This is a genomic window from Streptosporangium lutulentum, from assembly GCF_030811455.1.
Classification (GTDB): Bacteria; Actinomycetota; Actinomycetes; order Streptosporangiales; family Streptosporangiaceae; genus Streptosporangium; species Streptosporangium lutulentum.
On record NZ_JAUSQU010000001.1, the window covers coordinates 704368 to 730165 of the forward strand.

Genomic DNA, 25798 nt, shown 5'->3' on the forward strand with positions numbered 1-25798 from the left:
CGCCCGCCCGTTTATTCTCCGTGGTCCGCGATATGCGGATAAAAAATATATTTGTTTATCTAGGGTAATCGTGTGACGTTTGGATGATTTTTTTCGTGTTATCGATGGCAGGCCTGGCCTCGTTCAAGGTGTCTGCCGGACCCGGATCGTAGGCGACACGCCCGAGTGGCGGTGAAATCGGTGGCGTGGGAAAGCGCGGCTCCTACAGTCGGGTCGTATCTCATATCGAAGCGACGGGGGTTCTGGCATGGGGGAGAAACTGGTCGTGGTGGGCCAGGGGTACGTTGGTCTACCTCTGGCGATGAGGGCGGTCGAGGCGGGATTCGACGTCGTGGGAATCGACGTGGACGAGTGGCGGGTCAAGCGGCTGAACGCGGCCGAGTCCTACGTCGAGGACATAAGTGACGAGGTGCTGGCCGCCGCCCAGCTTTCCGGCCGCTACCTGGCCAGCACCGACTACGCCGACGCGGAGGCGTTCGACGTCTGCGTGATAACGGTGCCGACGCCCCTCAGTGAGGGCGCTCCCGATCTTCGCCACATCGGCTCGGCGGGCCGGTCGGTTGCCCCCCTGCTGCGGCCGGGCGCCACGGTGATCCTGGAGTCGACCACCTATCCCGGAACCACCGAGGAATATCTCCGGCCGCTTCTCGAGGAGGGCTCCGGGCTGCGGACGCCGGAGGACTTCTTCCTGGGCTACAGCCCGGAGCGGATCGACCCGGGCAACACGCGCTGGCGTCTGGAGAACACGCCGAAGGTCGTGTCCGGGATCGACGAGGCCTCCCTGAAGAGGGTCCAGGCGTTCTACGGGCTCCTCGTGCAGCCGATCGTGCCCGTTTCCTCGCTTCAAGTGGCCGAGTTGTGCAAGCTCCTGGAGAACACCTTCAGGCACGTCAACATCGCGCTGGTAAACGAACTGTCGATCTTCGCGCAGCAGCTCGGGATCGATGTCTGGGAGGCCATCGACGCCGCCTCCACCAAGCCCTTCGGCTACATGCGCTTCACCCCCGGGCCCGGAGTCGGCGGGCACTGCCTGCCGATCGACCCGTCGTACCTGTCGTGGAAGGTCAAGCGCAGCCTGGGGCGCAACTTCCGGTTCGTGGAGCTGGCGAACGACATCAACGACCACATGCCAGATCATGTTGTGAACCGGCTGATCCTCGCGTTGAACCAGCGGTGCAAGTCGCTCAAGGACAGCCGGATCCTCGTGCTCGGGCTCGCCTACAAGAAGAACGCGGGAGACTGCCGGGAGTCGCCCGCGATCGACGTGGCCAGGGCGCTGTGCAAGCTGGGTGCGAAGGTGCGGGCCGTGGATCCCCACGTGGACGGCTGCCTGTTGCCGACGGGCATCGAGATCGTCGAGTCGGTGCCCCGGGAGCTGGCCCGGGCGGACGCGGTGGTGATCCTCACCGATCACGACTGCTTCGACTACGAGCTGATCCAGCGGTCGAGCGACTTCGTCTTCGACACGCGGAACCGCTGCGCCGGGCCCAACGTGGAGCGGCTATGACCTCATGACGCGAGCGATGAGCTCTTCGACCTGGGTGTTGAGCCTGGAGCCGCGCGGCCACCCGGCGTAGTGGGTCAGGAAGACGACGATCTCGCGGAGCTCCGCGGGGGTGAGGTCCCCGGTCCGCAGCGCCGCGTCGAGCTGGACCTCGATCGCGTCGTCCAGGCCCTGGGCGACGAGGAGGCCGAGGAGCATCAGCCGGCGGTCGCGAACCGTGAGCACGTCCCTGGACCACACCTCGGCGAACAGGTGCTCGACGGTCATTCCGAGGAAGTCGCCGGGCTCGTCACCGATGTGGTCACCGCCGTTCACCCGCCTCATGACCTCCAGCCCGCGGATCCGGCGATCGGGAGTGGGATTGTTCGCATGGTCGCTCATGGAGACTCCGAGTACGTCAGCCAAGCCGGTCGGGGGGCGGGAGCGGTGAGGGCCTCGCCCCCTCATCCTTCGCCGGTTCCAGCGCCAGATACAGCTCCCCATCATCAAGCATCCCGATACATAGCTATATGTCGTGCCGAGGCTCCTTTGGCGTTACAGGGACATCGCCTCGCACGGCGTGGGCGCGCTCTCGCGTGACGGCGCCCGCCGTTGTCGTGGACGCGACGGCCTGGCCGTCCGGCTCGCGGGAGGTGCCCGAGGTTCCATTCCCTTGAATCGCGCAGGCGACACCTTCCCCCCACAATAAGTGCGATTCCATACATGCTGCGAAAGGGAAAGCCAATGGGATGCGTCCTGGTCACCGGAGCCTCACGAGGGCTCGGCGCCGCCATCGCCGTCCGGCTCGGGGAGGACGGCTGGACGGTCGCGCTCAACTACGCCCACGACACCGAGGGGGCCACCGCGGTCGCCGAGCGCGTCGCCGCGGCCGGGGGGAAGGCGCATCTGGCCCGTTTCGACGTGACCGACGAGGAGTCGGTACGGAGGGGCGTCGCCGAGGCGGTCGAGCAGGCGGGTCCGATCGAGGTCGTGGTCAACAACGCGACCGGGCCGCAGCCGCTGATCCCCATCGGGGAGCAGACCTGGGACGACCATCTGGACCAGCTGCGGTTCTTCGTCAAGGCGCCGCTGCTGATCCTGCACGCCGTACTGCCGGGGATGCGCGAGGCCTCCTCGGGCCGGATCATCAACGTGGGCAGCGAGGTCGTGGACCTGGGCAATCCCGAGATGGGGCACTACGTCTCGGCGAAGGCGGCCATGCACGGGCTGACCCGTTCCTGGGCCAACGAGCTCGGCGGGGAGGGGATCACCGTCAACACGGTCGAGCCCGGCTGGATACCGGTGGAACGGCACGAGGGCATGGACGTCGGGGACTACCCGCAACGGGTGCCGCTGGGACGGATGGGCGTGCCCGCCGAGGTGGCCGACGTGGTCGCCTTCCTCGCCTCGCCCGGCGCCCGCTTCGTCACCGGGCAGCGTCTCGCTGTCAACGGCGGCAGGACGATGTCCTGACGGATCCCGGCTCCTCCGTCGCCGGACATCGGCGGAGGCGCGAGAGAGCTCTCGCGACCGGAGTGGGGCTCGCCGGCGGGCGGCCGCCGCGCCGAAGGCTCCGGGGGAACCGGCGACCCGGTTCCCCCGGAGGTCAATCAGTCGAACTCGCCGTCCTTGACACCGCCGACGAAGGCGTTCCACTCGCTTCGAGTGAAGGCCAGGGCCGGGCCGTCCGGGTCTTTGGAGTCGCGGACGAGGTAGAGCTCATCGGCGTCCGCCTTGTGCCCGGCCACGGCCGGGTCACCTGGAACGACCGCCACTTCCACGCAGTCCCCTCCGTTGGTGCTGCGGCCGCTCTTGCGCCAGGCGGCATTGGACAGATCCATCGTGGACCCTCGCACTCTTTCTTCCTTCTATGAGCTGGGGTTGGAAAATCTCTTCGCCATCTGGGCGATGAAGGCGATCGAGGCCTCCGGTTCGAGAGCGAGTGCTGACAGGCTCCCGAACATGGAGACGTATCGGCGCACTTCCTCCGGGTTGTCAGGTACGAGCCCGCTCGCGGCCTGCTCGAGGTAGAGCAGGTCGGGATCTTCCGGTTCCGGAAAGCTGAGCAGGCAGAACTTGCCGTCCATCGCCGCGTGCGCTCCGGCGGAGAAGGGGAGGACCCGGATCTCCACGTTGGGCAGGCGGCTGAGGTCGATCAGGTGTTCCAGCTGCTCGGACATGATCTCGCGGCTGCCGATCTGACGCCGGATTACTGCCTCGTCGAGCACCGCGACGAGTTGGATCGGGTCCCCGGGACCGTGCAGCAGTCGCTGACGCGAGATGCGCACGGAGACCTGCTCCTCGACCTCGGAGGGGTCATGGATCATGGAGGTCGCCTTGGTCACAGCACGTGCGTACGGTTCGGTCTGCATCAGGCCGGGGACGACCAGCGGCTCGTACGAACGCACGAGTGACGCCTCCGCCTCCAGCCCGATGTAGGAGTCGAAGCCGGGTTTGAGGGTCTGGCGGTGCTGATGCCACCAGCCCCGCCGCCGGGCTTCGACAGCCATCTGGATCAGGGAGTCCCGCGCCTCCCCGGTCACGCCGTACACCTCGGTGAGGGCCGACACGTCGGAGGGCTTGGGACGGGTCAGGCCCGTCTCGTATCTCCATACGGTGGTGTCGGTGGAGCCGATCCGCTCGGCCACCTCCACCCGTGACAGCCCACTGCTCTGTCGCAGACGATTGAGTTCAGCCATCAGGCGGCGATGCCGGGCCGTGGGGCTGCGCCGAGAAGCCACGCATCTACCTCCCTCCGTTCTATTACAGGAAAACTGTGGAATCTCAACATGAGGTATTGCAGTCCTTGATAGAACAGTTCACCGTGAGTGAGTGTGCCATCCCGGAGCGCGATGTGCATGTGAACCGTGCATGTCGGGGAACGAGGTAACCATGACGACCGGACGCCAGACCGTCTCGCCTGGAGCGACGGTCACCCTGCGAGGGGTGCCGGAATCGGTGGCGGTGGCGCGGCACCGGGTCAGGGAGCTCCTGGGGGAGGGGCATCCCGCGTCCGACGACGTCGTCCTGCTGGTCAGCGAGGTGGTGACGAATTCGGTGGTCCACTCCAGATCGAGCGGCGGCGGCAGGGTGGCGATGACCGTGGCGGTGGGGCCGGAGGCCGTGCTGGTGGAGGTGCGCGACGTCGGATCGGGGACGTCGGTGCCACACGTGCGCAACGACCCGGAGGCGGAGAACGGCCGGGGCATGTTCCTGGTGGACCTGCTCGCGGCGCGATGGGGAATTAGGGACGACGTTTCCCAGGGATTCAGGACGCTCTGGTTCGAGGTCGATTTCTGACTGCGGAGAAGCTCATAGAAACCTTTAAAGTTGGGTCTTTCCGGATCGACGTGGTTGCTTGACTCTCAGTGTTGGCGCGTGAAAACTCCTAGATCATGTGCCTGGGGAGAATGCGGGTGACACGCCGTCTGACCGTGGCGGTCACGGTCATGGGGCTGCTGTGTTTCGGCATGACCGGGGCGGGCGCCTCGGCCGAGCCGCAGCCGAACGGCCAGTACAAGGTGCAGGGTCCGAGCGACGCGCGGCAGCGAAGCGCGATCGCGGCCACCGGCGCCGCGATCGACCAGGTCGACTCCGCCTCGATCGTGGTCACCGCCACCGAGGCCGAGGTCGCCGAGATCAAGAGGCTCGGCTACACCGTCACAAAGATCGCCAAGCCCTTGTCGCCCAGGGGGCCCGGGGATCGTGCGGACTTCCCGCCGGCCGACTCCGGCTATCACAACTACGCCGAGCTGACCGCCGCGGTGAACCAGATCGTCGCCGACCACCCGGCCATCGCCAGGAAAATCAGCTACGGCACCTCCTACGAGGGCCGCGACCTGATGGCCGTCAAGATCAGCGACAACGTCGGCACCGACGAGAACGAGCCCGAGGTGCTGTTCACCCACCACCAGCACGCCCGCGAGCACCTGACCGTCGAGATGGCGCTCTACCTGCTCAACCAGCTCACCGACGGCTACGGCAGCGACAGCAGGATCACCAACCTGGTGAACGGCCGCGAGATCTGGATCATGCCCGATCTCAACCCCGACGGCGGCGAGTACGACATCGCCAACGGCTCCTACCGCTCCTGGCGCAAGAACCGCCAACCCAACGCCGGCTCCTCCTCCGTGGGCACCGACCTCAACCGCAACTGGGCCTACCAGTTCGGCTGCTGCGAAGGCTCCTCCGACTCCACCTCCAGCGAGACCTACCGCGGCACGGCGGGCGAATCCGCCCCGGAGGTCAAGGCGGTCGCCGACTGGGTGCGCAGCCGGGTGGTCGGCGGCGTGCAGCAGATCACGTCCCACATCGACTGGCACACCTACGGCGAGCTGGTCCTGTGGCCCTACGGCTACACCTCCGACGACATCGCCTCCGGTCTGACGCAGGACGACCGTGACGCGTTGGAGGCGCTGGGCCAGAGCATGGCCTCCACGAACGGCTACACCTCCCAGCAGGCCAATGATCTTTACATCACCGACGGCTCGATCGGCGACTGGATGTGGGGCACCTACAAGATCTTCAGCTATACCTTCGAGATGTATCCGACCGGGGCGTCCCCGGGCTTCTATCCGCCCGACGAGCAGATCGTGCCACAGACGAGCCGCAACCGGGAGGCCGCGTTCCGCTTGCTGGAGTACTCCGACTGCGTCTACCGGATCATCGGCAAGGAGTCGCAGTACTGCGGCACCGGCACCCCGCCGACGACGAACCCGGCAGCCCTGACCCGCCGGTTCTGATCCGTCAGCGCCGATCCGTCGGCCCGGGCCCGGCTCGGGGGCGCCCCTGGTCCTCCGGCGCGCTGTCCCGAGGGCGGCTCTCAGGCGCGGCAGATCAGCTCGCCGTGAAGGAGCGACATCCAGCCGTCCCGTTCCGCGGCCCAGGCCCGCCAGCCTTCGGAGACGCGGTGCAGATCGGCTTCGGTGGCGGCGCCGGAGTCGAGAAGCTGGCGGGCCATGGCGGACTTCAGGATCCGCTCGGCCCACAGGCCACCCCACCACGCACGATCCTCCGGCGTCGCGAAACACCAGGTCGAGGAGGTGGGCGAGACGTCGGTGAAGCCCGCCGCGTGAGCCCATGAAAGCAGCCGGCGGCCCGCGTCGGGTTCGCCGCCGTTGGCCCTGGCGATCCGGTGGTAGAGGATCTGCCATTCGTCCAGCTCGGGCTGTTCGGGGAACCAGGTGAACGCGGCGTAGTCGCTGTCGCGGACCGCGACGATCCCGCCCGGCTTGCAGACCCGCCGCATCTCGCGCAACGCCTGGACGGGATCGCCGACGTGCTGGAGCACCTGGTGGGCGTGGACGACGTCGAAGGTGTCGTCGGGGAACTCCAGCGCGTGCACGTCCGCCACGAAGAACTCGATGGTGGTCCGTCCGCGCCGCTCCGCCTCCGCGCGGGCCAGGGCGAGCGCCTCCTCGGTGACCTCCACGGCGGTGACCATGCCCGGCGCGATCCGCTCCGCCAGGTCGGAGGTGATGGTGCCGGGCCCGCAGCCGACGTCCAGCAGCGACATCCCCGGCCTCAGATGCGGCAGGAGATAAGCCGCAGAGTTCTCCGCCGTGCGCCATCTGTGGGATCGCAGCACCGACTCGTGGTGGCCGTGGGTGTATACGGCGTTCGTGTCCGCCATGGAATATCACTCCTTCTTCGCTGGGCACACCGTAGCATGTGTCTCATATAACAAGAAAAATCGTCTCACTATGTGGTCGTAACGGATTCAGCACATTGTTGTCGCTTACTGTCATGGGCGCTTGTCGGTCGGGGAGGGCGCGCTCACACTCGGGGCGGGCATCGGTGCGACGATGGGGGTGGTCCTCGTGCGCGAGGAGTTCAGCACTCGAGAGATCTGGCCGTTGGAGTGTCCGCACTGCCGGCACGTCTGGCAGGAGGAATATCTCGTCCGCCGCCTGACCGACGATCACGGGCACGACACCGTGCTCTGGCTGCGGTCGGGGGTGCCGGTCCAGCCGCCCTGGTCGGGGGCGAGCTGTCCCGGCTGCGGCTGCGGGGACGCGCGGGCCTTCCCCGCCGGGCACCGGCCGCGCCCCGCGCCCCTCCCGCTCGGGCGCGCGTCTCTCCCCGTGGGGCCGGATCCCGCACCGGCCGGGACGGCCGGCCCCGGGCTCGCCGCGGAGCGGGGGCCCGTGCCGGACCGGAACCGGCGCTCTTCCCGGCGGGTGCGGCCGGTTGTGGTCTACGCCCTTCTCGGGATCGCGTTTCTGCTCTTCACGAGCTTCGAGTTCGTCGAATACGTGGTCAGGCACCACTGAGGTAAAGCGCTTTCCGCGATGGAAGGCGGGGATGCGCATTCGGCATTCACGCCTGGTTCGGAGTCGGTGGGATATCTCGCCTTGCCTTCCCCGAATACCATCCGGGCCGGAAATGAGTTGATAAAGGTGTCGCGCTCCCATAGCGCGAATGCCATTAACCGGATAGAAACATCTCATCCCTTCGTTCACGGCTTGACGTAAGCGCCGCGAGGGCGAGAGAGCGCTCTCTCGCCCTCGCGGTGACGTCATGCCGCCCGTTCTCGATAGGCAGGTCGATGAGAACTGTCCGTGACCACTGCGTGCGAGAGACCTCGCGCGCACGCAGAGGCATCTCCTTAGTCCGTCTTCTCGCGCTCGCCTCGGTGGCGGTGTTCACCGGCGCCGGGCTGGTGTCCGTCCCCGCCACCGCCGCGGCGCACAAGGACGGGGCGCCGGACTTCGGGCCCAACGTCTTCGTGTACGACCCGTCGACGCCCGTCACGCAGATTCAGGCCAAGCTCGACGAACTCTTCGCCCAGCAAGAGGACAACGAGATGGGCACGAACCGGTACGCCGTACTGTTCAAGCCCGGCCGATACGACGTCAACGCGAGGCTCGGCTACTACACGACCGTCGCCGGGCTCGGCCGGTCGCCGGACGACGTCGACATCAACGGCGCGATTCGGGTCATCGGCCAGCCCGATCCGGACTCGGCGGCCGGCATCTCCTCGCTCACCAACTTCTGGCGCTCCGCCGAGAACCTGTCGGTGACGCCGACCGACTGGTCGAACCAGTGGGCGGTGTCGCAGGCGTCGCCGATGCGACGGGTCCACATCCGCGGCACTCTGTGGCTGGAGCCCGGGAACGCCGGATTCTCGAGCGGCGGGTACATCGCCGACTCGAAGGTCGACGGGATCACGATCAACGGCTCGCAGCAGCAGTGGCTGACGCGCGACAGCGAACTCGGCGACGCCTGGACCAACGGCGTCTGGAACCAGGTGTTCTCCGGTGTGACGGGGGCTCCTCCCACGGGCTTCCCGAATCCGCCCTACACGACGCTGCCCACCAGCCCCGTGACGCGGGAGAAGCCCTTCCTCCACATCGACGACTCGGGCGACTACCGGGTCTTCGTCCCGAGCCTGCGCCACAACACCTCCGGTACGACCTGGGCCGACGGCCGGCGGCAGGAGGGGACGTCGCTGCCGATCCGCGACTTCTTCATCGCGAAGCCGTCCGACAGCGCGCAGAAGATCAACCAGCAGTTGTCGCGTGGCAAGCACCTCCTGCTCACCCCGGGCGTCTACCATCTCGACCAGGCCCTGCGCGTGAGGAACAAGAACACGGTCGTGCTCGGGCTGGGCATGCCGAGCCTGGCGCCCGGCACCGGTGACGCGGCACTGAAGATCGACGACGTCGACGGAGTCCGGATCGCCGGGGTGCTCGTCGACGCCGGACGGCGAGAGTCCGACACGCTGGTCGAGGTCGGCGAGCGGAACAGCCGCAGGGACCACTCCCGCAACCCGATCTCGCTGCAGGACGTCTTCTTCCGCATCGGCGGACCGTGGGTGGGCAAGGCGAAGACGAGCCTCGTGGTCAACAGCGACGACACGCTCATCGACAACATCTGGGCGTGGCGTGGCGACCACGGCAACGGGATCGGCTGGACGCAGAACACGGCCGACACGGGCGTCGTCGTCAACGGCGACGACGTGACGGCGTACGGCCTGTTCGTCGAGCACTACCAGAAGTACCAGACGATCTGGAACGGCGAGAGGGGCCGGACGATCTTCTACCAGAGCGAGCTTCCGTACGACCCGCCGAGCCAGAGCGCCTGGAGCAGCCCGACGGGCAAGGGATGGGCGTCGTACAAGGTCTCTCCCCGGGTGAAGGCCCACGAGGCGTGGGGCCTGGGCGTCTACTCCTACTTCAACCAGGGCGTGGACATCCGCGCGGACCGGGGGATCGAGGTTCCGAAGACCAAGAAGGTCAGCTTCCACAACATGGTCACGGTCTTCCTCGACGGCAGCGGCGGCATCGAGCGGACGATCAACGATGTGGGCACCCCCGTCGTCGGTTCGTACGGGACGAGCACCGTCGTCGCCTACCAGTGAGGTGACCTGACGCACGGTAGACCCGTACGGGACGAGCACCGTCGTCGGTCGCCGGTGAGGTGACCTGACGCGGGTCCGGCGGGCACGACAGGCCGGTCCGGGGCTTCCCGGGCCGGCGAGCCCTCCTTGATCGCATGACAGATGTCATCCGCGTTGATGACATCGGCCACTACTGCCCCGCCCCCGTCCTTCGGGAAGATCGGCCACGTGCGGCCGGCGACGTGCCCGTCGCACGAATACGGGAGGGCCGATCATGAGATGGCGCGTTGCCGGAGTGCTGCTGGGATTGCTGGGGACGGTCGTGTACGCCGCGCCGGCGAGTGCGGCCGAGGCCGGGCCGCCGGCCCGGAAAGCCGCCGGGGGAGTCGCCGGGGTCCAGGTGCCGGCGCTGGAGTGGAAGGCGTGCGCTGACACGCCGCAGTTGCAGTGCGCCACCGCGTCGGTGCCGCTCGACTACGCGATTCCACGCGGCCGATCGGTGACGCTGGCCCTGGCCAGGATCCCCGCCAAGGATCCGGCCCGGCGGCTGGGCTCCCTGGTGGTGAACCGGGGCGGCCCCGGCTACTCGGCCGTCGACTACCTGAGCGGCGTCGTCGGGGGCGCGCTGCCCAGCCCGGTGAACGCGGAGGTGATGGCCAGGTACGACATCGTCGGCATCGACCCGCGCGGCATGGGACGCAGCGTGCCGGCCGTTCGATGCTTCGAGAGCGAGGCGGAGTCGGCGGCGCTCGCCCGTGGCGTGTCGAACGTGCCGGTGACCGCGGCGGAGCGGCGCGAGCGGGCCCGGGCGGACGCCAGGTACGCGAGTCTGTGCCGCGAGCGGAGCGGCACGCTGCTCGATCACCTCACCAGCGTCGCGATGGCGCGCGACCTCGATGTGATGCGCGCGGCCCTGGGCGAGGAGCGGCTGAATTACCTGGGCCAGTCGTACGGCACCTACCTCGGCATGATCTACGCGAACATGTTCACGAGCAGGACCGGCCGGTTCGTCTTCGACAGCGTCATCGACCCCGAGCGGCGCGACGCGGGCGCGCCGGGCACCACGCCGTTGAGCCGCACCGGCAGCGACGTCGCCACCGAGCAGACGTTGGAGGAGTTCTTCCGGCTCTGCAGGGAGAGCGGCGAGCGTTGTGCGTTCGGCGACGGCGACCCGGAGGCGGCTTTCGCGCACATCATGGATGTGCTGCGCAGAGGGCCGGTGCCGCTCAAGGGGAGTGACGGCAAGACCGTCCCGCTCACCTACTCCTTCGTGGTCACGTGGACCGGTCAGTGGCTGTACCAGCCGGTGTTCTGGAACATCCAGGGCGGCGGGGCGCCGTTCCTGAAGGAGGTCGGCGAGGCGATCAAGGATCCGTCCGGCAGCGCGGCCGCCACCCTCGCGGCGGAGGTCGTCGCGTTCCAGCAGGCCGGGATCGGTGTCACGCCGTACACCTCGCCGATCAGGCCCGCCTACGACGCGGTGACCTGCTCGGAGACGGACGGCCCCAGGACCGCCAAGGCTCTGGCGCGGCTTTCGGCCGAGCGCGACAGGCGCGCGGGCCCGTTCGGGACGCTGCGCGCCTACGAGACGAGCGCGTGCGTGCCCTGGCGCAGCGCGAACGAGCTCAGGTACAGGGGCCCGTGGACCGCCCGCACCGCCGAACCCGTGTTCATCGTGAACAGCAGGTTCGACCCGGCGACCCCGCTCTGGTCGGCGCAGCGCGTGCAGGGGATGCTGCGGAACAGCCGCCTGCTGATCAACGAGGGATGGGGGCACATAGCCGCCCAGCAGTCCTCCTGCGTGGTGGAGGCGGCCTCCCGATACCTGACGGACGGCACGCCGCCCGCCCCGGGGGCCACGTGCAAGCCCGACCTCGTCCCGTTCGCCACGCCCACAGGGGCTGAACCGCGCTAGAAGATCACTCGCACTCAACCTGCCAGGCCGCCTGCCCGAACCACCGGTCGGGCAGGCGGCGGCAGGCGTCCTCGGACCGCCGGTGCTGATCGCAGGGCAAGACATCGAGCCCGCCGACGGCTCCGGCGGCTCCGGCGGCCGGTGGCGAATCGCCCGGCGCACCGCCTGCGACCGCATCGCCCACGTGCCGGTCTTTCCGAATTGCACTGTTTCGGTCTGTTCGTGGACGGACGCGACGGTTAGGGTCATATCGCCCCCGCCCCGGGGGCTACCGGTTCCCTGACATCTCGTGCCCCGAACAAGAAGGACCTGCATGACGAACCACCGGCTTGACCCCACCCCCGAAACGGTGACCGACGTCTTCTCCCGCGACCTTCCGGCCGCGCTGACCGTCGACCCGGGTGACACGATCGTCGTGCACTCCCTGGACGCGTCGGGACACCTGGAGCGGCAGCGGACGCCCGGTGAGGTCCGCCCGAAGATGTTCAGCGCCAAGCGCGGCCACTGCCTCGCCGGGCCCATCGCCGTACGCGGCGCGGAGCCGGGGATGATGCTCGCGGTTCGGCTGGTCTCGCTGCGGCCGGACGAGTGGGGCTGGACCGTCGCCGCCGCGCTGGACAACCCGCTCAACCGGCGGCTCGGGGTGGCCGGCGGACCCCCTACCTGGCTGCTCTGGGAACTGGACGCCGACAAGCTCACAGGTGTCAACCAGCACGGGCTGACGATGGACCTCGCGCCCTTCCTCGGCGTCATCGGCCTGCCGCCGGCCGAGGCCGGCGAGCACTCGACGACCCCGCCCCGCCCGTCCGGCGGGAACATCGACTGCCGCGAACTCGTCGCCGGCTCGACCCTCTACCTGCCGGTGACCGTGCCCGGCGCGCAACTGTGCCTCGGCGACGGGCACGCCGCGCAGGGCGACGGCGAGGTGTCCGGCACCGCGATCGAGTGCGGGATGACCACCGAGCTCGTGGTCGACCTGGTGACCGACCGGCCGATCCCGACGGTGCACGCGGTGACCCCGGCCGGCCGCGTCACCTTCGGCTTCAGCGCCGACCTCAACGAGGCGTCCGCGCAGGCGCTGGACGCCATGCTCGGCTGGATCCAGTCGATGTTCGACGTGGACAAGGCCACCGCCCTCGCCCTGGCCAGCCCGTCCGTCAGCCTGCGGGTCACCCAGGTGGCCAACCAGGTGTGGGGCGTCCACGCCGTGCTGCCCGACGGGGTGCTGCGATGAGGCGGCGACCCGTCACACGGACCGGGTGACCCCGCGGCTCCCCGTCAAAGGCGGAAGCCGAGGTCGGGGACGACCTCGGCGACGTCCATCTGGGCCTTCTGCAGCTTGCCCGAGTAGTCCCAGTTCATCGCCTGCCAGCGGGTGAACTGGTCGAGCACCCACACCCCCGACTGCCGGCTTCCGTTGCCCGACTTGCCGTTTCCGCCGAAAGGCAGGTGGGCCTCCGCGCCCGAGGTGGAGTTGTTGACGCTGACCATGCCGGCGCCGATGCCCTCCCGGAACCGGAAGGCGGACTTGGGGTCGGTGGTGTAGATGGAGGAGGAGAGCCCGTAGCCGGGACGGTTGGCCAGGTCGACGGCCTCGTCCAGGGTCGTGAAGGTGCTCACGCCGACGATCGGGCCGAAGGTCTCCTCAAGGAAGAGCCGGTCGTCGGGGCGCACGCCGTCCACGATCACCGGGTGGTAGTAGAGGCCGCCCTCCCCGGAGAAGTCGCCGCGGGCGTTCGCGGAGGTGATCCGCCCGGTGGCGCCGGAGACGACCGTGTGGTGCGGCTGGATCCAGCCCAGATACTCCTCGTACCGGGCCGCGAACTTGTGGTCGAGCATCGGCCCGCACAGCACCTCCCCGGCCGGGTCGCCGATCACGGCCTCGGCCGTCGCGCGCGTGTAGCGGTCGAGGAAGTCGTCGTGGACGCTCTCGTGCACGATCACCGTGCCGAGCGAGGTGCAGCGCTGCCCCGCCGTGCCGAACCCGGCGAACAGCGCGCCCTCCACCGCCAGGTCGAGGTCGGCGTCGGGCATGACCACCATCGGGTTCTTGCCGCCGAGCTCCAGGCAGGGAGACTGCAGGTGCCGCCCGCACAGCTCGCCGATCCTCCGGCCGACCTCGGTGGAACCGGTGAAGCCGACCTTGTGCACCGTGCCCTCGTCCAGCGCGCTCTCAAGACCCTGGAACGTCGCCTGGCCGTCGGCGAGCACCAGGTTCAGCACGCCCTCGGGCAGCCCCGACGCCGTGAACAGCCGGAAGAGCGCCTCGGCCGAGGCCGCGGCGTACTCGGCGGGCTTCCACACGACCGCGTTGCCCGCCAGCAGCGCCGGGACGAGATACCAGGACGGCACCGCGACCGGGAAGTTGCCCGCCGTGATCACCGCGGCCACCCCCACCGGCACCCGGAAGGTGAACAGGTTCTTGTCCGGCATCTCCGAGGGCACCGTCTGCCCGTAGAGCCGCCGGCCCTCGCCGAGGAAGAAGTCACACGTGTCGACGATCTCGCGGACCTCGCCCAGGGCCTCGGCGTACGGCTTGCCGATCTCCCGGGTGACCAGGCGGGCCAGGGTCTCGGCGTTGGCCTCCACCAGGCGTCCGATCGAGGCGATCACCCGTCCCCGGACGGGCGCGGGGACCGCCGCCCACTCCTTCTGGGCCGCGGCGGCCGTACGGCACGCGGAGGAGAACGTGCCCGCGTCCGCCAGCTGGACGCGCGCGACCACCTCGCTCACCTTGGCGGGGTTGATCGAGTCGTAGGCGGTGCCGTTCGGGACTTCTTTTCCGCCGATGACGGAACCGATCTCGCGGGTCATCATTGACCTCCTGAGTGTGGGCGTGTGACCGCATTCTCCCCGCAGACGGGGAAGCCGTCACATCCAGGGCGGCCACCCGTTCGTCAGGGGGAGGACGTCAGAGCATGCGGAAGTCGGCGAAGTCGAAGCCGGGGGAGACGACGCAGCTCACCAGCACGCCCTCGTCGCCGGCCGGACGGGCCGCCTGCCAGGTCCCGGCGGGCACCAGGATCTGCGGGAGCTGCCCCTCCTCCACCGCGGGACCGAGGGTCGCCGTGCGGGAGGGCTGGCCCTCGTGGCCGCCGAGGATCAGGGTCAGCGGGCCTCCCCGGTGCCAGAGCCACACCTCGTCGGAGCGGACCACGTGCGGGCGCGACTCCTCGCCGGGCTCCAGCAGGAAGTAGATCCCGGTGGCGGTGGCCCGCGTCCCGTCGTACCCGGGCGGGGTGAGGGCGGCGGAGGTCTTCCAGGTCTCCCGGTACCAGCCGCCCTCGGGATGCGGCAGCAGGTCCAGAACCTCGGCGAGCGGTGGACGGATAGAGGTCGTCATTGAACCGATGATAATGATGACGTCCTCCTGCCGGCCGGTCGGCCGTGAGGCACGGCGGGGCTGTGCCGGGGGAGGCCGGACCGCGATCACCAGGTGAGGGTAAAGTCCTCCGCCCGGCACCGGCATGGACGGACCCCGGCATCACGGGCTCCCCCCGCGCCCGCCGAGGTCGTGATGGACTGATCCGGTGAAGACCGCCGCTCGCAGTCGCCGAAGGGATCCCTCGTCGTGTCGCCGCGCTTCCGGGGCGGGCTGACGGCGACCGCGGGTGTCCTGGCCGCCCTCGTCATGGTGGGGCACCGGCTCCTGCCGAACCGGTGGGGAGTGGGCAACACGCTCGACAGCGGCCTGCCGTGGCTGGGCCTCGTGGTTCCCGTCATGCTCCTTGTCGCGCTCGTCCGGCGGTCATGGCTCGCGCTGGCGGGAGCCATGGTCCCCGCCGTGATGTGGGCGGTGATGTTCGGACCCGCGTTCGTCCGCGCCCCCGGCATCGCGGGCATCGTGCCCCGGGACCTGCGCGTGGTCCACCAGAACGTCAGCTACTCCAACCGCGACCTGGCGACGACCGCCAGGGCGCTGCGGGCCACCGGCGCGGACATCCTCGTGGCCGCGGAGGTCCCCGACGACCCGGTGCTGGGGAACGGAACGGTCGATCCCGTCTTCGGCCGGGAGCTCAGCCCCGGTTACCCGTACCGGTTCCCGGACAATCCGGGCGTGGCGGTGTGGAGCCGGTACCCCGTCGAGGGCCTGCCGCGGCAGGTTCCCGGGGTGCCGCGTTCGCGGCAGGCCGTCATCCGCACGCCGCGGGGCGCGGTCAGCCTTTACGCGGTGCACCTCGCGTCCTTCCGCCCCGGCGAGCCGTCCGTCATCGCCGGCCGCAACGCGGAGGTGGAGGCGCTGGCCCGCGCGATCCGGGCGGACCCCAGTCCTCGGATCATCGTCGTCGGCGACCTGAACACCGCCGCCACCGATCGGGAGCTGAGACACCTCACCGCGCTCCTGTCGCCCGTGGCGGAGAACGCCGGCACCGGCCTGCAGTTCACCTGGCCCGCGAAGCTGCCCGCCGTCCGCCTGGACCACGTGCTCACCCGCGGCTTCACGGCCCTCGACAGCCGGGTGCTGCCGATGACGGTCAGCGATCACCGCGCGATCCTGGCCGACCTGAGGGCGTCCGTCGGGGCGACCACCGGCTCATCGGTGTCACGATAAGAATGTCCTGATTCGTATCGGCGACCGTCCCATCGCCGGTCCTGGCCACCTCGATGGCCGGCCGTCGTGGCCCGCGGCCGTACCGGAGGCGCTCGTAGGCGGCCGCGCCCGTCGAAGTAGATCTTTGCCACAACCCCCTGTACGGTGCGCGAGGCCGTTGAGCGCTCAGGCGCGGCCGATACGTGCGAACGACCGTGATCCTGGAAGGACAAGAAACTCGATGAAGGCCGACAATCGCCGACCCCTTCGACTGCTCGTCACCGGAGGTGGGACCGGCGGTCACACCTATCCCGCGCTGACCGCGGTCGGGGCGGTCAGGGAACAGGCCGCCGCCCTTGGACTCGACCTCGACGTCCTCTGGGTGGGTACGGCGAGCGGCCTCGAAGCCCGCATCTCCGCCGAGCAGGGCATCCCGTTCCGGGCGATCAAGGCGGGTAAGCTCCGGCGCTCGCCCAACATGCGCGAGCTGGCCACCAACCTGGCCGACATGTTCCGGATTCCCGTCGGGGTCCTGCAGGCCTTCGGCGTCGCCGCCCGGTACCGGCCGGACGTGGTGCTGTCCACCGGAGGGTACGTGTGCGTGCCGCTGGGGCTCGCCGCACGGGCGCTCCGCCGCCCGCTGGTGATGCACGAGCAGATCACCTCGCTCGGCCTGGCCAACCGCATCCTGTCGCGGTTCGCCACCCGGGTCGCGCTCACGCACCCGTCGTCGATCGAGCACCTGCCCGCCTCGGCGCGCGGCCGGGCCGTCGTGACCGGCAATCCCGTCAGGCCGCACCTGCTGCACGGCGACGCCGCCTCGGCCCGGCGGCACTTCGGGCTCTCGCCGGAGCTGCCCCTGATCTACGTGACCGGCGGCGCCCAGGGAAGCCGCCAGATCAACACCATGGTCGAGGCGATCCTGCCCTCACTGCTCACCCGCGCGCAGGTGCTCCACCAGTGCGGCCCCGACTGGATCGCCCAGCTCACGCAGACCGCTGCCGGGCTGCCCGCCGAGTCGAGGCGGCGCTACCGGCCGGTGCCCTACGTCGGCGACGAGCTGGCCGACGTCTTCGCCGCCGCCGACGTCGTGATCTCCCGGAGCGGCGCGGGAACCATCGCCGAGCTGACCGCGGTGGGCAAGCCGTCCGTCCTCATCCCGCTGGTCCCGTCCGCCGGAGACGAGCAGCGCCAGAACGCCCGCTACCTGGTCGAGTCGGGGGCCGCGCGAGCACTGCTGGAGAACGGCCCCCACGCCGACCGGCTTCTCGCCGAGCTCGACGTCCTCCTCGGAGATCCGGCGGCGCGCGCCCACATGGCCGCGGCGGCCAGGTCGCTGGGCCGCGTCGACGCGGCCCACACCCTCGCGAAGGTCATCCTCGACGAGGCGCGCGTCACCGGCCGCGGATGAGGGATCCGTCCGGTCCGGGCGGCGCGGTTCGCCGGCGTTCTCCCGGTGCCGCGGGGGGCGGGCGGCGGCCGTACGGAGGGACGGAAGTTTCGCTTGTTAAGTAGATCCGGTTTTGTCGGGGGCGTTGGTTAGCGTTCGGTCCGTGATCGAACGGTGGAACCGGGATCAGGTGCTCGCGCTCGCGCCCGACGCCTCGTCCCAGAAAGCGGCCCAAGGGGTTTCCTCTCCCGGCAAGTGGTCGGGAATCGGAAGCGCCGCCGATTCGGTGTGGGGCGAGTGCAAGGGCAGCGGTTCCAAGCCCTACCGGGCGTGCGTCGACCTGTCCGAGCTCGCTTACCGATGCAGTTGCCCGAGCCGGAAGTTTCCCTGCAAGCACGCCCTCGGCCTGCTGCTCCTGTGGTCGGCCGACGGCGTCCCCGCCGCCGGGGCGCCCGCCGACTGGGTGGCCGAGTGGCTCGACCAGCGGCGCGAGCGCGCCGCCAAGGCGACGGGCCTCGCGGCGGAGGCGGCCGAGGCGACCCGCGCGGGCGGGGCGGGCGCGGGGCCCGCCGACACCCGGCGGGCCGAGCAGCGTGAGCAGCGCGTGGCCGCCGGCCTGTCGGACCTGGAGCGCTGGCTCGCCGACCAGATCAGGCAGGGCATCGCCGGGTCCCGGCGCCACGATTACTGGGACGACCTGGCCAAACGCCTGGTCGATGCCCAGGCTCCGGCGGTCGCCGGCACCCTCTCCCGCCTGAGCTCCGTCCTGAACGGCGAAGACTGGCCCGCTCGTCTCCTCAGCGAGTACGCGCTCCTCCATCTCCTCTGCGTGGCCCATCGCCGCCTTCCCGCCGCCGTCGCCGCTTCCGGTTCCGCCGTCGTGGATCCGGGGACCCCGGCGGGAGCGGACGGCACGGGGCTGGTGCGGAGGGTCCGCGAGCGGGTCGGGTTCCCGGTCACGAAGGAGGAGGTCCTCGCGGGAGAGACGGTCCGCGATCTGTGGGACGTGCTGGGGCGCCGGGACGAGGAGCAGGACCGGCTGATCGCGCGCCGGGTCTGGCTGCGGGGCAGGCGCACGGGCCGGGCCGCGCTCGTGCTCTCGTTCGCCATGACGGGACAGGCCCTCGACGCCTCACTCGTCACGGGCACGACCCTGGACGCCGACCTGGCGTTCTATCCCGGGTCGGCGCCGCTCCGCGCCCTGGTCGCCGTCCACCACGGCGCCGTCTCCACCGGCTTCCCGACCGCGTCGACCGTGGAACAGGCGCTGGACGAGGTGGCCGCCGCCCTGGCGGGAGACCCCTGGCTGGACTCCTGGCCCGTCGTGCTCGGCCCGGTGACTCCGGCGGGCAGGGGCCCCTGGCACCTCGCCGGTTCCTCCGGGGGGATCCCGCTGCACCCGTCCACCGGCACCCCCTGGCGGTTGATCGCCGTCTCCGGCGGCCGGCCGCTGACCGTCGCCGCCGAATGGACCCCGAGGGGCCTGCGCCCCCTCATCACCTGGGACGAGGAAGGGCAGGTGATCGTCCTGTGAACGCCTCGGCCGAATGGGAGGATCTGGTCTCCACCGCGCTCGTCGGCACCGACCGCCGCCCGCGGGCGGGAGAGGCCGCCGGCGAGATCGAGCTGCTCGGACGCGCCGCCGTGCACACCTTGCGGATGCGGGCGGGCACGCGGCCGGTGGCGAGTGAGCCGCTGAGCGTCGCGGCGCCCGAGGAGCAGCCGGCGGTCTCGCGCGCGGCGGGCGGCAGGCTCGCCCGGATCCTCGGGGGCGAGCAGCCGCGGCTGCTCGCCGAATGGCTGGAGGTCGCCGCCGGGCGCGGCTACCGGCTCTCGCCGCACCTGCTGCCCGAGCTGCTCGACCACGCGGTCAGGGACCGGTCGATCCGCTCGCACCTCGGCGTCCTCTCCGGAAACCGGGGGCGCTGGCTGGCCGGGCTCAATCCGGCGTGGAGCTTCCTGCTGGAGGAGGTCACGGTGGCCGCGACCGGTTCCGAGACCGCCCCGGAGGTCTGGGAGCTGGGCACCTCGGGCGACCGCCGCGCCCACCTGGCCGCGCTGCGGGCGGCGGACCCGGCGGGAGCCAGGGAGCTGCTCGCCGTGACCTGGGAGAAGGAGACCCCCGACGACAGGGCGGCCTTCCTGGAGGTCCTCGCCGACCGGCTCTCCCTCGACGACGAGCCGTTCCTGGAGGCGGCGCTCGACGACCGCCGCCGTGAGGTCCGCCACCAGGCCGCCGACCTGCTCACCCGGCTGCCGGACTCGCGTCTGGCCTCGCGCATGGCCGAGCGGGTCGCCCGCTACGTCACGGTCGTGGACGGGAGGATCCACGTCACCCCGCCCGCCGCCTGTGACAGCACGATGGAGCGCGACGGCATCCGGGCCAAGCCGCCCAGGGGGACGGGGGAGAAGAGCTGGTGGCTCCAGCAGGCCGTGGCCCGCGCCTCGCTCGGCGTCTGGCCCCGGCTGCTCGGCCGTCCCCCTCGGGAGCTCGTCCACATGAAGATCGTCGATTGGGGCCGCGAGGTCATGGCGGGCTGGGTCAGGGCCACCGTGCTCCAGGGCGACCCGGAGTGGGCGCGGGAGCTGTTCGCCTGGGACCCGCTCGCCGACCTGCTGGCCGCGCTGCCCCCCGCCGAGCAGGAGGTCGTCGCGGCCGACTTCGTCCGGCGGCACGGCCTGGACGGTCAACTGATCATGGTTCTCGGAGGGGCCGCGGCCCCCTGGGGGCCGGGCTTGGCGAAGGCCGTGCTGCAGAAGATCATCTCGGTTTCCGAGACCCACCCCTGGAACATCGGCGAGCTGGCCAAACTCGCGGGTGAGCGCATCGATCCCGCCCTGTGCGGTATGGCGGAGCGGCTCTCGCCCGAACCCCCCATCCAGGAGGTCGCCGCCCTCCTGCGTTTCCGTCACGACATGTTGAAGGAGCTCCATTGACCACGGTTCTGCGGGCCCACGCCGAAGACCAGTACGCCGAGGAGCTGGCGATCCTGGCCAAGGGCGACGACCGGGTCCGGCCGCCAGGCTGGAAGCTGTCCCCCTGGGCGGTGACCACGTACATCCTCGGCGACGGGGACCGGATCACCCCGAAGTACATCGGACCCCGGCGCATCGTGGAGGTGGCCGTGGCGACCCTCGCCACCGACCGCGCGCTGCTGCTGCTCGGAGTGCCCGGCACCGCCAAGACCTGGCTGTCGGAGCACCTCGCCGCGGGCATCAGCGGCGACTCCACCCTGCTCGTGCAGGGTACGGCGGGCACCGCCGAGGAGGCCATCCGTTACGGCTGGAACTACGCCCGGCTGCTGTCCGAGGGGCCGTCCATGGACGCGCTCACACCGAGTCCGGTGATGCGGGCCATGTCCGAGGGACGGATCGCCAGGGTGGAGGAGCTGACCCGGATGCCCTCCGACGTCCAGGACGCGCTGATCACCGTGCTGTCGGAGAAGACGCTGCCCATCCCCGAGCTCAACCAGGAGGTCCAGGCCTCACGCGGCTTCAACATCATCGCCACCGCCAACGACCGCGACCGGGGGGTCAACGACCTGTCCAGCGCGCTGCGCCGCAGGTTCAACACCGTCGTGCTGCCGGTGCCCGCCACCGCGCAGGAGGAGGTGGACATCGTCTCCCGCCGCGTCGACCAGCTCGGCCGCTCCCTTGAGCTGCCCAAGACCCTGACCGGGCTGGAGGAGATCCGTCGCGTCGTCACGGTCTTCCGGGAGTTGCGCGGCGGCGTCACCGAGGACGGCCGGACCAAGGTCAAGTCTCCCAGCGGCACCCTCAGCACCGCCGAGGCCATCTCCGTCCTCACCAACGGCATCGCCCTGGCCGCCCATTTCGGCGACGGCGTGCTCCGCCCCTCCGACGTCGCCGCCGGGATCGTCGGCGCCGTGGTCCAGGATCCGGTCTCCGACCGGGTCGTCTGGCGCGAATACCTCGAGACCGTCGTCCGCGAGCGCCAGGACTGGCGCGACTTCTACCGGGCCTGCCGTGACGCGGGCTGAGGCGGCGACCGCCCGGAGGGGCGCGTCACCGGTCACGGACACGGCGATGAGTACGGGCACCACGCCGGCCGGGGGGCGCCCGTGAGCGTCTCCGTGCTGGGGGTCCGGCACCACGGGCCGGGGTCGGCGCGGTCCCTGCGAGCCGAGCTCGAACGTCTCGGCCCCGACATCGTGCTCATCGAGGGCCCGCCCGAGGCCGACGACCTGGTGGAGCTGGCCAAGGACCCCGAGCTCGAACCGCCGGTGGCGCTGCTGGCCCACGTGCCGGGCGAGCCGTCCAGGGCCGCGTTCTGGCCCTTCGCGATGTTCTCCCCCGAATGGCAGGCGATCCGGCACGCGGTGGAGGCGGGCGTCCCGGTCCGCTTCTGTGATCTGCCCGCCGCGCACAGCCTCGCCTCCCGCCCGGACACTCCGGAGGACGGACCGCGGGGCGCGGATCCGGAGGGCGGGAGAGCACGCGACGCGGAGCCGCAGGAGGGGAGAGCACCCGACCCGGGACCGCCGGACTCGGAGCCGCGGGAGGGAAAGGCGCCGGAGCCGGGGTCGCGGGGGTCGCACCCGCGAGACGCCGGGGACGACGCCGCGACGCCCGCCCTGCGGACGGATCCGATCGGCGTGCTCGCTCACGCCGCCGGATACGACGACCCCGAGCGGTGGTGGGAGGACGCGGTCGAGCACCGGGGGGACACCCCGTTCCAGGTGATCGCCGAGGCGATGGCCGCGGTGCGCGAGGGATACGTCGCCGACACGTACGAGGCCAGGCGCGAGGCGTTCATGCGCCGCACGATCCGCAAGGCGATCAAGGACGGCTTCGAGCGGATCGCCGTGGTCTGCGGCGCCTGGCACGTGCCCGCGCTGACCGGGTCGTCAGGGGAGGGCGTGGCCTGGGGCGCGGGACTGCCCGCGGTCAAGGCCGACGACGCACTGCTCAGAGGGCTGCCCAAGGTCAAGGCCGAGCTGACCTGGGTGCCGTGGACGTACGGGCGGCTGGCCTCCTGGAGCGGATACGGCGCGGGGGTGACGTCGCCGGGCTGGTACCACCACCTGTTCGACGCCCCCGACCGTCCTGTGGAGCGGTGGCTGACCGAGGCCGCGAGGGTGCTCCGTGAGGAGGACCTTCCGGTCTCCTCCGCGCACGTCATCGAGGCGGTACGGCTCGCGGAGGGCCTGGCTGTGCTCAGGGGACGGCCGCTGGCCGGGCTGGCGGAGGTCACCGAGGCCGTCAGGGCGGTGCTGTGCGAGGGCGACGACCTGCCGACGGAGCTGATCCAGCGGCGCCTGGTCGTGGGGGAGCGGCTCGGCCACGTGTCCGACGCCACCCCGATGGTCCCTCTCCAGCGTCACCTCCGGGAGGAGCAGCGCCGGGTGAGGCTCAAACCCGAGGCGCTGGACCGCGAGCACGACCTCGATCTGCGCAAGCCCCTCGACCTGGAGCGCAGCAGGCTGCTGCACCGCCTGCGCCTGATCGGCGTCTCCTGGGGGACCCCGCAGGAGAGCCGGAGCAAGGGGACCTTCCGCGAGTCGTGGACGCTCGCCTGGCGGCCCGAGTTCGACGTCGACCTGATCGAGGCGAGCGCCTGGGGCACGACCGTCCCCGCCGCCGCCTCGGCCAGGGTCCGCGACCTGGCCGACGGCGGGCAGGCACCCGGCCCGGCGGCGAAAGGCGGCCCGGGGACGCCCGGCTCGGGAGTGCCCGGCTCGGGAGGCGGTGCTCCGGGAGGCGCCGGACCCGGCGCGCCCGCGGGGATCACGCTGGCCGGCCTCACCGGGCTGGTGGAGCGGTGCCTGCTCGCGGACCTGCCGGACGCGCTGCCGTACGTGCTCGACGCGCTGTCGGAGCGGGCCGCGCTGGACAGCGACGTCACGCACCTGATGGCCGCGCTTCCCGCGATGGTCCGGGCCCAGCGCTACGGCGACGTGCGCGGCACCCCCGCCGCGGGTCTGGCCACCATCGTCGACGCCCTGCTCATCAGGATCTGCGTCGGGCTGGGCGGAGCGGTCACCGGGCTGGACGACGACGCGGCCCGCGACCTGCTGAACCACATCGACGGGGTGCACGCCTCGGTGGCCCTGCTCGACGGAGACCCCGGCGAGGAGGCGCCCCAGGCGCGGTGGTTGGCCACGCTGCGGGGCGTGTCGGGCCGCGGTGACCTGCACGGGCTCATCGAGGGACGGCTCACCAGGATCCTGCTGGACGCCGGGGATCTCGATGTGACCGAGGTGGGCCTGCGGATGTCGCGGGCGATGTCGGCCGGGCACCCGCCCGCCAGGGCGGCGGCCTGGATCGAGGGATTCCTGTCGGGGGGCGGGCTGCTGCTCGTCCACGACTCCCGGCTGCTCGGACTGGTCGACGAGTGGCTCACCGGGCTCGCTCCGGAGACGTTCGTCGACGTGCTGCCCCTCCTGCGGAGGACGTTCGGCGCCTTCGCCGCTCCGGAGCGGCGCTCGATCGGCTCGCGGGTCCGATCGCTCACCACCGGCGCGGTCCACGAGACGCGGGAGGCGACGGATGTCGACGAGCGGCGCGCGGCGGCGGCCGTACGAACCGTGCTGACGATTCTGGGGAAGACGGAGAGTGCTGATGGATGAGAGGCTGCGCCGCTGGCGGATGGTGCTGGGCGGAGACGCCGACGGCACCGGATGCGCGCTCGGCGGGACCGACGCCCAGATGGACGGAGCCCTGGCCGCGCTGTACAACGGCGGGGAGAGCGGGAGTCCGGGCGAGCGGAGCGCCGGTCTGGGCGCCTCCGCGCCCCGGGTGGCGCGCTGGCTGGGCGACATCCGATCGTATTTCCCCTCGACCGTCGTCCAGGTCATGCAGAAGGACGCCGTCCAGCGGCTGAACCTGACCCGGCTGCTGCTTGAGCCGGAGATGCTGGAAGCCGTCGAGCCGGACGTCCACATGGTCGGCACGATCCTGTCGCTCAACCGCGTGATGCCCGAGAAGGCGCGCGAGTCGGCCAGGGCTCTGGTCCGCAAGGTCGTCTCCGAGCTGGAGCGCAAGCTCGTGCAGAAGACGAAGGCCGCGGTGACCGGGGCACTGGACCGCTCGGCGCGGACCCACCGGCCCAAACGGGTGGCCGACATCGACTGGGACCGTACGATCCGGGCCAATCTGAAGAACTACCTGCCCGACCGCAACACCGTGATCCCGTCGAGGCTGGTCGGGTACGGCCGGCGGCAGCGGGCGGTCCAGCGCGAGGTCGTGCTCTGCATCGACCAGAGCGGTTCGATGGCCGCCTCCGTCGTCTATTCGAGCGTCTTCGGCGCGGTGCTCGCCTCGATGCGATCGCTCAAGACGTCACTGGTGGTCTTCGACACCGCGGTCGTCGACCTCACCGACCAGCTCCACGACCCGGTCGAGCTGTTGTTCGGCACCCAGCTCGGCGGCGGCACCGACATCAACCGGGCCATCGCCTACAGCCAGGGACTCATCACCCGGCCCACCGACTCGATCTTCATTCTGATCAGCGACCTCTACGAGGGCGGCGTCCGGGAGGAGATGCTCCGCAGGGTCGCCCAGATGACGGCCGCCGGAATCCAGGTGATCGTGCTGCTCGCGCTGTCGGACGAGGGCGCGCCCTTCTACGACCACGACAACGCCGCCGCGCTCGCCGCCCTGGGGGTGCCCGCCTTCGCCTGCACCCCCGACGCCTTCCCCGACCTGATGGCCGCCGCGATCGAGCGTCGCGACATCGGCCAGTGGGCCGAGCTGCAACTGGGCCGGACGGCGAACTGATCGGCTCTGACGGGGGCGGCACGGAGGCCCACCCCTTTGACTTCCTCCCGGCCCTAAAGGGCCGGGATTCCCTGTGCCGCTGGCGCGGCATGCGGCCGCGTTCGTGGCCGGGGTGGTTGACGCTTCGCAGACCGCCCAATGGCGAGGTCTCCACGTCCTGAGACCGCTGATCCGGCGGCCTTGATGTTCTTGGCGGCGTTCACGTCAGCGTGCTCGGCATGGCCGCAGGAGGTGCAGGCGAACCGCGCTTGGCTCTCACGCGATACCGCATCCACCACCCTGCACACCGAGCACGTCTGAGACGTGTACGCCGCCGGGACCTTGATTATCGTGCTGCCCGTGTACCGGGCGGCGTTGTTCAGTGCGAGTTCGAGCCCGTACCAGCCCTTGTCCAAGGA

Annotated in this window: 22 protein-coding genes; 15 read left to right on the plus strand and 7 right to left on the minus strand. The window is 70.6% G+C overall.

Annotated features, from left to right (window positions below):
- Window positions 1–247: 247 nt before the first annotated feature.
- Window positions 248–1507, plus strand: coding sequence for a nucleotide sugar dehydrogenase (locus J2853_RS02970; RefSeq protein WP_307554694.1), 1260 nt, complete (start codon window positions 248–250; stop codon window positions 1505–1507).
- Here J2853_RS02970 and J2853_RS02975 read toward each other — a convergent pair.
- Window positions 1502–1885 carry a carboxymuconolactone decarboxylase family protein gene (locus J2853_RS02975; RefSeq protein ID WP_307554696.1) on the minus strand — a complete coding sequence of 128 codons (384 nt, stop codon included), beginning with the start codon at window positions 1883–1885 and terminating at the stop codon, window positions 1502–1504. The two genes, J2853_RS02970 and J2853_RS02975, sit on opposite strands and share 6 nt — an antisense overlap.
- A 321-nt stretch (window positions 1886–2206) precedes the next feature.
- On the opposite strand from J2853_RS02975, the gene J2853_RS02980 reads away from it, so the two are divergent.
- Window positions 2207–2956, plus strand: a complete 750-nt coding sequence (locus J2853_RS02980) for an SDR family oxidoreductase (RefSeq protein WP_307554698.1) — start codon at window positions 2207–2209, stop codon at window positions 2954–2956.
- 137 nt (window positions 2957–3093) lie between these two features.
- Here the strand turns inward: J2853_RS02980 and J2853_RS02985 are convergent, their stop codons facing one another.
- Both J2853_RS02985 and J2853_RS02990 read right to left on the minus strand, forming a co-directional pair.
- Window positions 3094–3324: a DUF397 domain-containing protein gene (locus J2853_RS02985; RefSeq protein WP_307554700.1), complete on the minus strand. Its 231-nt coding sequence runs from the start codon at window positions 3322–3324 to the stop codon at window positions 3094–3096.
- Window positions 3325–3351: 27 nt separating this feature from the next.
- Complete coding sequence (locus tag J2853_RS02990) at window positions 3352–4182, minus strand: helix-turn-helix domain-containing protein (RefSeq protein WP_307554701.1); 831 nt, start codon at window positions 4180–4182, stop codon at window positions 3352–3354.
- Window positions 4183–4375: 193 nt separating this feature from the next.
- Between J2853_RS02990 and J2853_RS02995 the strand changes: the two genes are divergently transcribed.
- Together J2853_RS02995 and J2853_RS03000 are read left to right on the plus strand one after the other, a co-directional pair.
- A complete protein-coding gene (locus tag J2853_RS02995) occupies window positions 4376–4783 on the plus strand; it encodes an ATP-binding protein (RefSeq protein WP_307554703.1) in 408 nt (135 codons plus the stop codon).
- Between the two features lie 110 nt (window positions 4784–4893).
- Window positions 4894–6225 carry a M14 family metallopeptidase gene (locus J2853_RS03000; RefSeq protein ID WP_370879182.1) on the plus strand — a complete coding sequence of 444 codons (1332 nt, stop codon included), beginning with the start codon at window positions 4894–4896 and terminating at the stop codon, window positions 6223–6225.
- 80 nt (window positions 6226–6305) lie between these two features.
- Here the strand turns inward: J2853_RS03000 and J2853_RS03005 are convergent, their stop codons facing one another.
- Window positions 6306–7115, minus strand: a complete 810-nt coding sequence (locus J2853_RS03005) for a class I SAM-dependent methyltransferase (protein WP_307554707.1) — start codon at window positions 7113–7115, stop codon at window positions 6306–6308.
- Between the two features lie 121 nt (window positions 7116–7236).
- Between J2853_RS03005 and J2853_RS03010 the strand changes: the two genes are divergently transcribed.
- From J2853_RS03010 to J2853_RS03025, 4 genes are all read left to right on the plus strand, one after another.
- Window positions 7237–7755, plus strand: coding sequence for a hypothetical protein (locus tag J2853_RS03010; RefSeq protein ID WP_307554709.1), 519 nt, complete (start codon window positions 7237–7239; stop codon window positions 7753–7755).
- Window positions 7756–8030: 275 nt separating this feature from the next.
- The gene (locus tag J2853_RS03015) at window positions 8031–9845 is read left to right on the plus strand and encodes a pectate lyase-like domain-containing protein (RefSeq protein WP_307554711.1); all 1815 of its coding nucleotides are present in this window, start codon (window positions 8031–8033) and stop codon (window positions 9843–9845) included.
- A 253-nt stretch (window positions 9846–10098) separates the two neighbouring features.
- A complete protein-coding gene (locus J2853_RS03020) occupies window positions 10099–11739 on the plus strand; it encodes an alpha/beta hydrolase (protein WP_307554713.1) in 1641 nt (546 codons plus the stop codon).
- Between the two features lie 313 nt (window positions 11740–12052).
- Window positions 12053–12973 carry an acetamidase/formamidase family protein gene (locus J2853_RS03025; protein WP_307554716.1) on the plus strand — a complete coding sequence of 307 codons (921 nt, stop codon included), beginning with the start codon at window positions 12053–12055 and terminating at the stop codon, window positions 12971–12973.
- Between the two features lie 44 nt (window positions 12974–13017).
- Here the strand turns inward: J2853_RS03025 and J2853_RS03030 are convergent, their stop codons facing one another.
- Together J2853_RS03030 and J2853_RS03035 are read right to left on the minus strand one after the other, a co-directional pair.
- The gene (locus tag J2853_RS03030) at window positions 13018–14553 is read right to left on the minus strand and encodes an aldehyde dehydrogenase family protein (protein WP_307554718.1); all 1536 of its coding nucleotides are present in this window, start codon (window positions 14551–14553) and stop codon (window positions 13018–13020) included.
- Between the two features lie 97 nt (window positions 14554–14650).
- Entirely contained in the window at window positions 14651–15082 is a 432-nt protein-coding gene (locus tag J2853_RS03035; RefSeq protein ID WP_307554720.1) for a cupin domain-containing protein, read from the minus strand.
- 228 nt (window positions 15083–15310) lie between these two features.
- Here J2853_RS03035 and J2853_RS03040 point away from each other — a divergent pair, with 228 nt between their 5' ends.
- The 7 genes from J2853_RS03040 (at window position 15311) to J2853_RS03070 (ending at window position 25400) form a co-directional block, all read left to right on the plus strand.
- On the plus strand, window positions 15311–16291 hold the full coding sequence (locus J2853_RS03040; protein WP_307554721.1) for an endonuclease/exonuclease/phosphatase family protein: 981 nt from the start codon (window positions 15311–15313) through the stop codon (window positions 16289–16291).
- A 220-nt stretch (window positions 16292–16511) separates the two neighbouring features.
- Window positions 16512–17681, plus strand: coding sequence for an undecaprenyldiphospho-muramoylpentapeptide beta-N-acetylglucosaminyltransferase (gene murG / locus J2853_RS03045; protein ID WP_307554723.1), 1170 nt, complete (start codon window positions 16512–16514; stop codon window positions 17679–17681).
- A gap of 142 nt (window positions 17682–17823) precedes the next feature.
- A complete protein-coding gene (locus J2853_RS03050; protein ID WP_307554725.1) occupies window positions 17824–19194 on the plus strand; it encodes an SWIM zinc finger family protein in 1371 nt (456 codons plus the stop codon).
- Window positions 19191–20597, plus strand: a complete 1407-nt coding sequence (locus J2853_RS03055; protein ID WP_307554727.1) for a DUF5691 domain-containing protein — start codon at window positions 19191–19193, stop codon at window positions 20595–20597. The genes J2853_RS03050 and J2853_RS03055 overlap by 4 nt, the downstream gene beginning before the upstream one ends.
- Window positions 20594–21661, plus strand: coding sequence for an ATP-binding protein (locus tag J2853_RS03060; protein WP_307554728.1), 1068 nt, complete (start codon window positions 20594–20596; stop codon window positions 21659–21661). Before J2853_RS03055 ends, J2853_RS03060 begins: the two co-directional genes overlap by 4 nt.
- 81 nt (window positions 21662–21742) lie before the next feature.
- The gene (locus J2853_RS03065; RefSeq protein WP_307554730.1) at window positions 21743–24250 is read left to right on the plus strand and encodes a DUF5682 family protein; all 2508 of its coding nucleotides are present in this window, start codon (window positions 21743–21745) and stop codon (window positions 24248–24250) included.
- Window positions 24243–25400 carry a VWA domain-containing protein gene (locus J2853_RS03070; RefSeq protein ID WP_307554732.1) on the plus strand — a complete coding sequence of 386 codons (1158 nt, stop codon included), beginning with the start codon at window positions 24243–24245 and terminating at the stop codon, window positions 25398–25400. Before J2853_RS03065 ends, J2853_RS03070 begins: the two co-directional genes overlap by 8 nt.
- A 53-nt stretch (window positions 25401–25453) precedes the next feature.
- Here the strand turns inward: J2853_RS03070 and J2853_RS03075 are convergent, their stop codons facing one another.
- Window positions 25454–25795 carry a zinc ribbon domain-containing protein gene (locus J2853_RS03075; protein ID WP_307554734.1) on the minus strand — a complete coding sequence of 114 codons (342 nt, stop codon included), beginning with the start codon at window positions 25793–25795 and terminating at the stop codon, window positions 25454–25456.
- Window positions 25796–25798 lie beyond the last annotated feature (3 nt).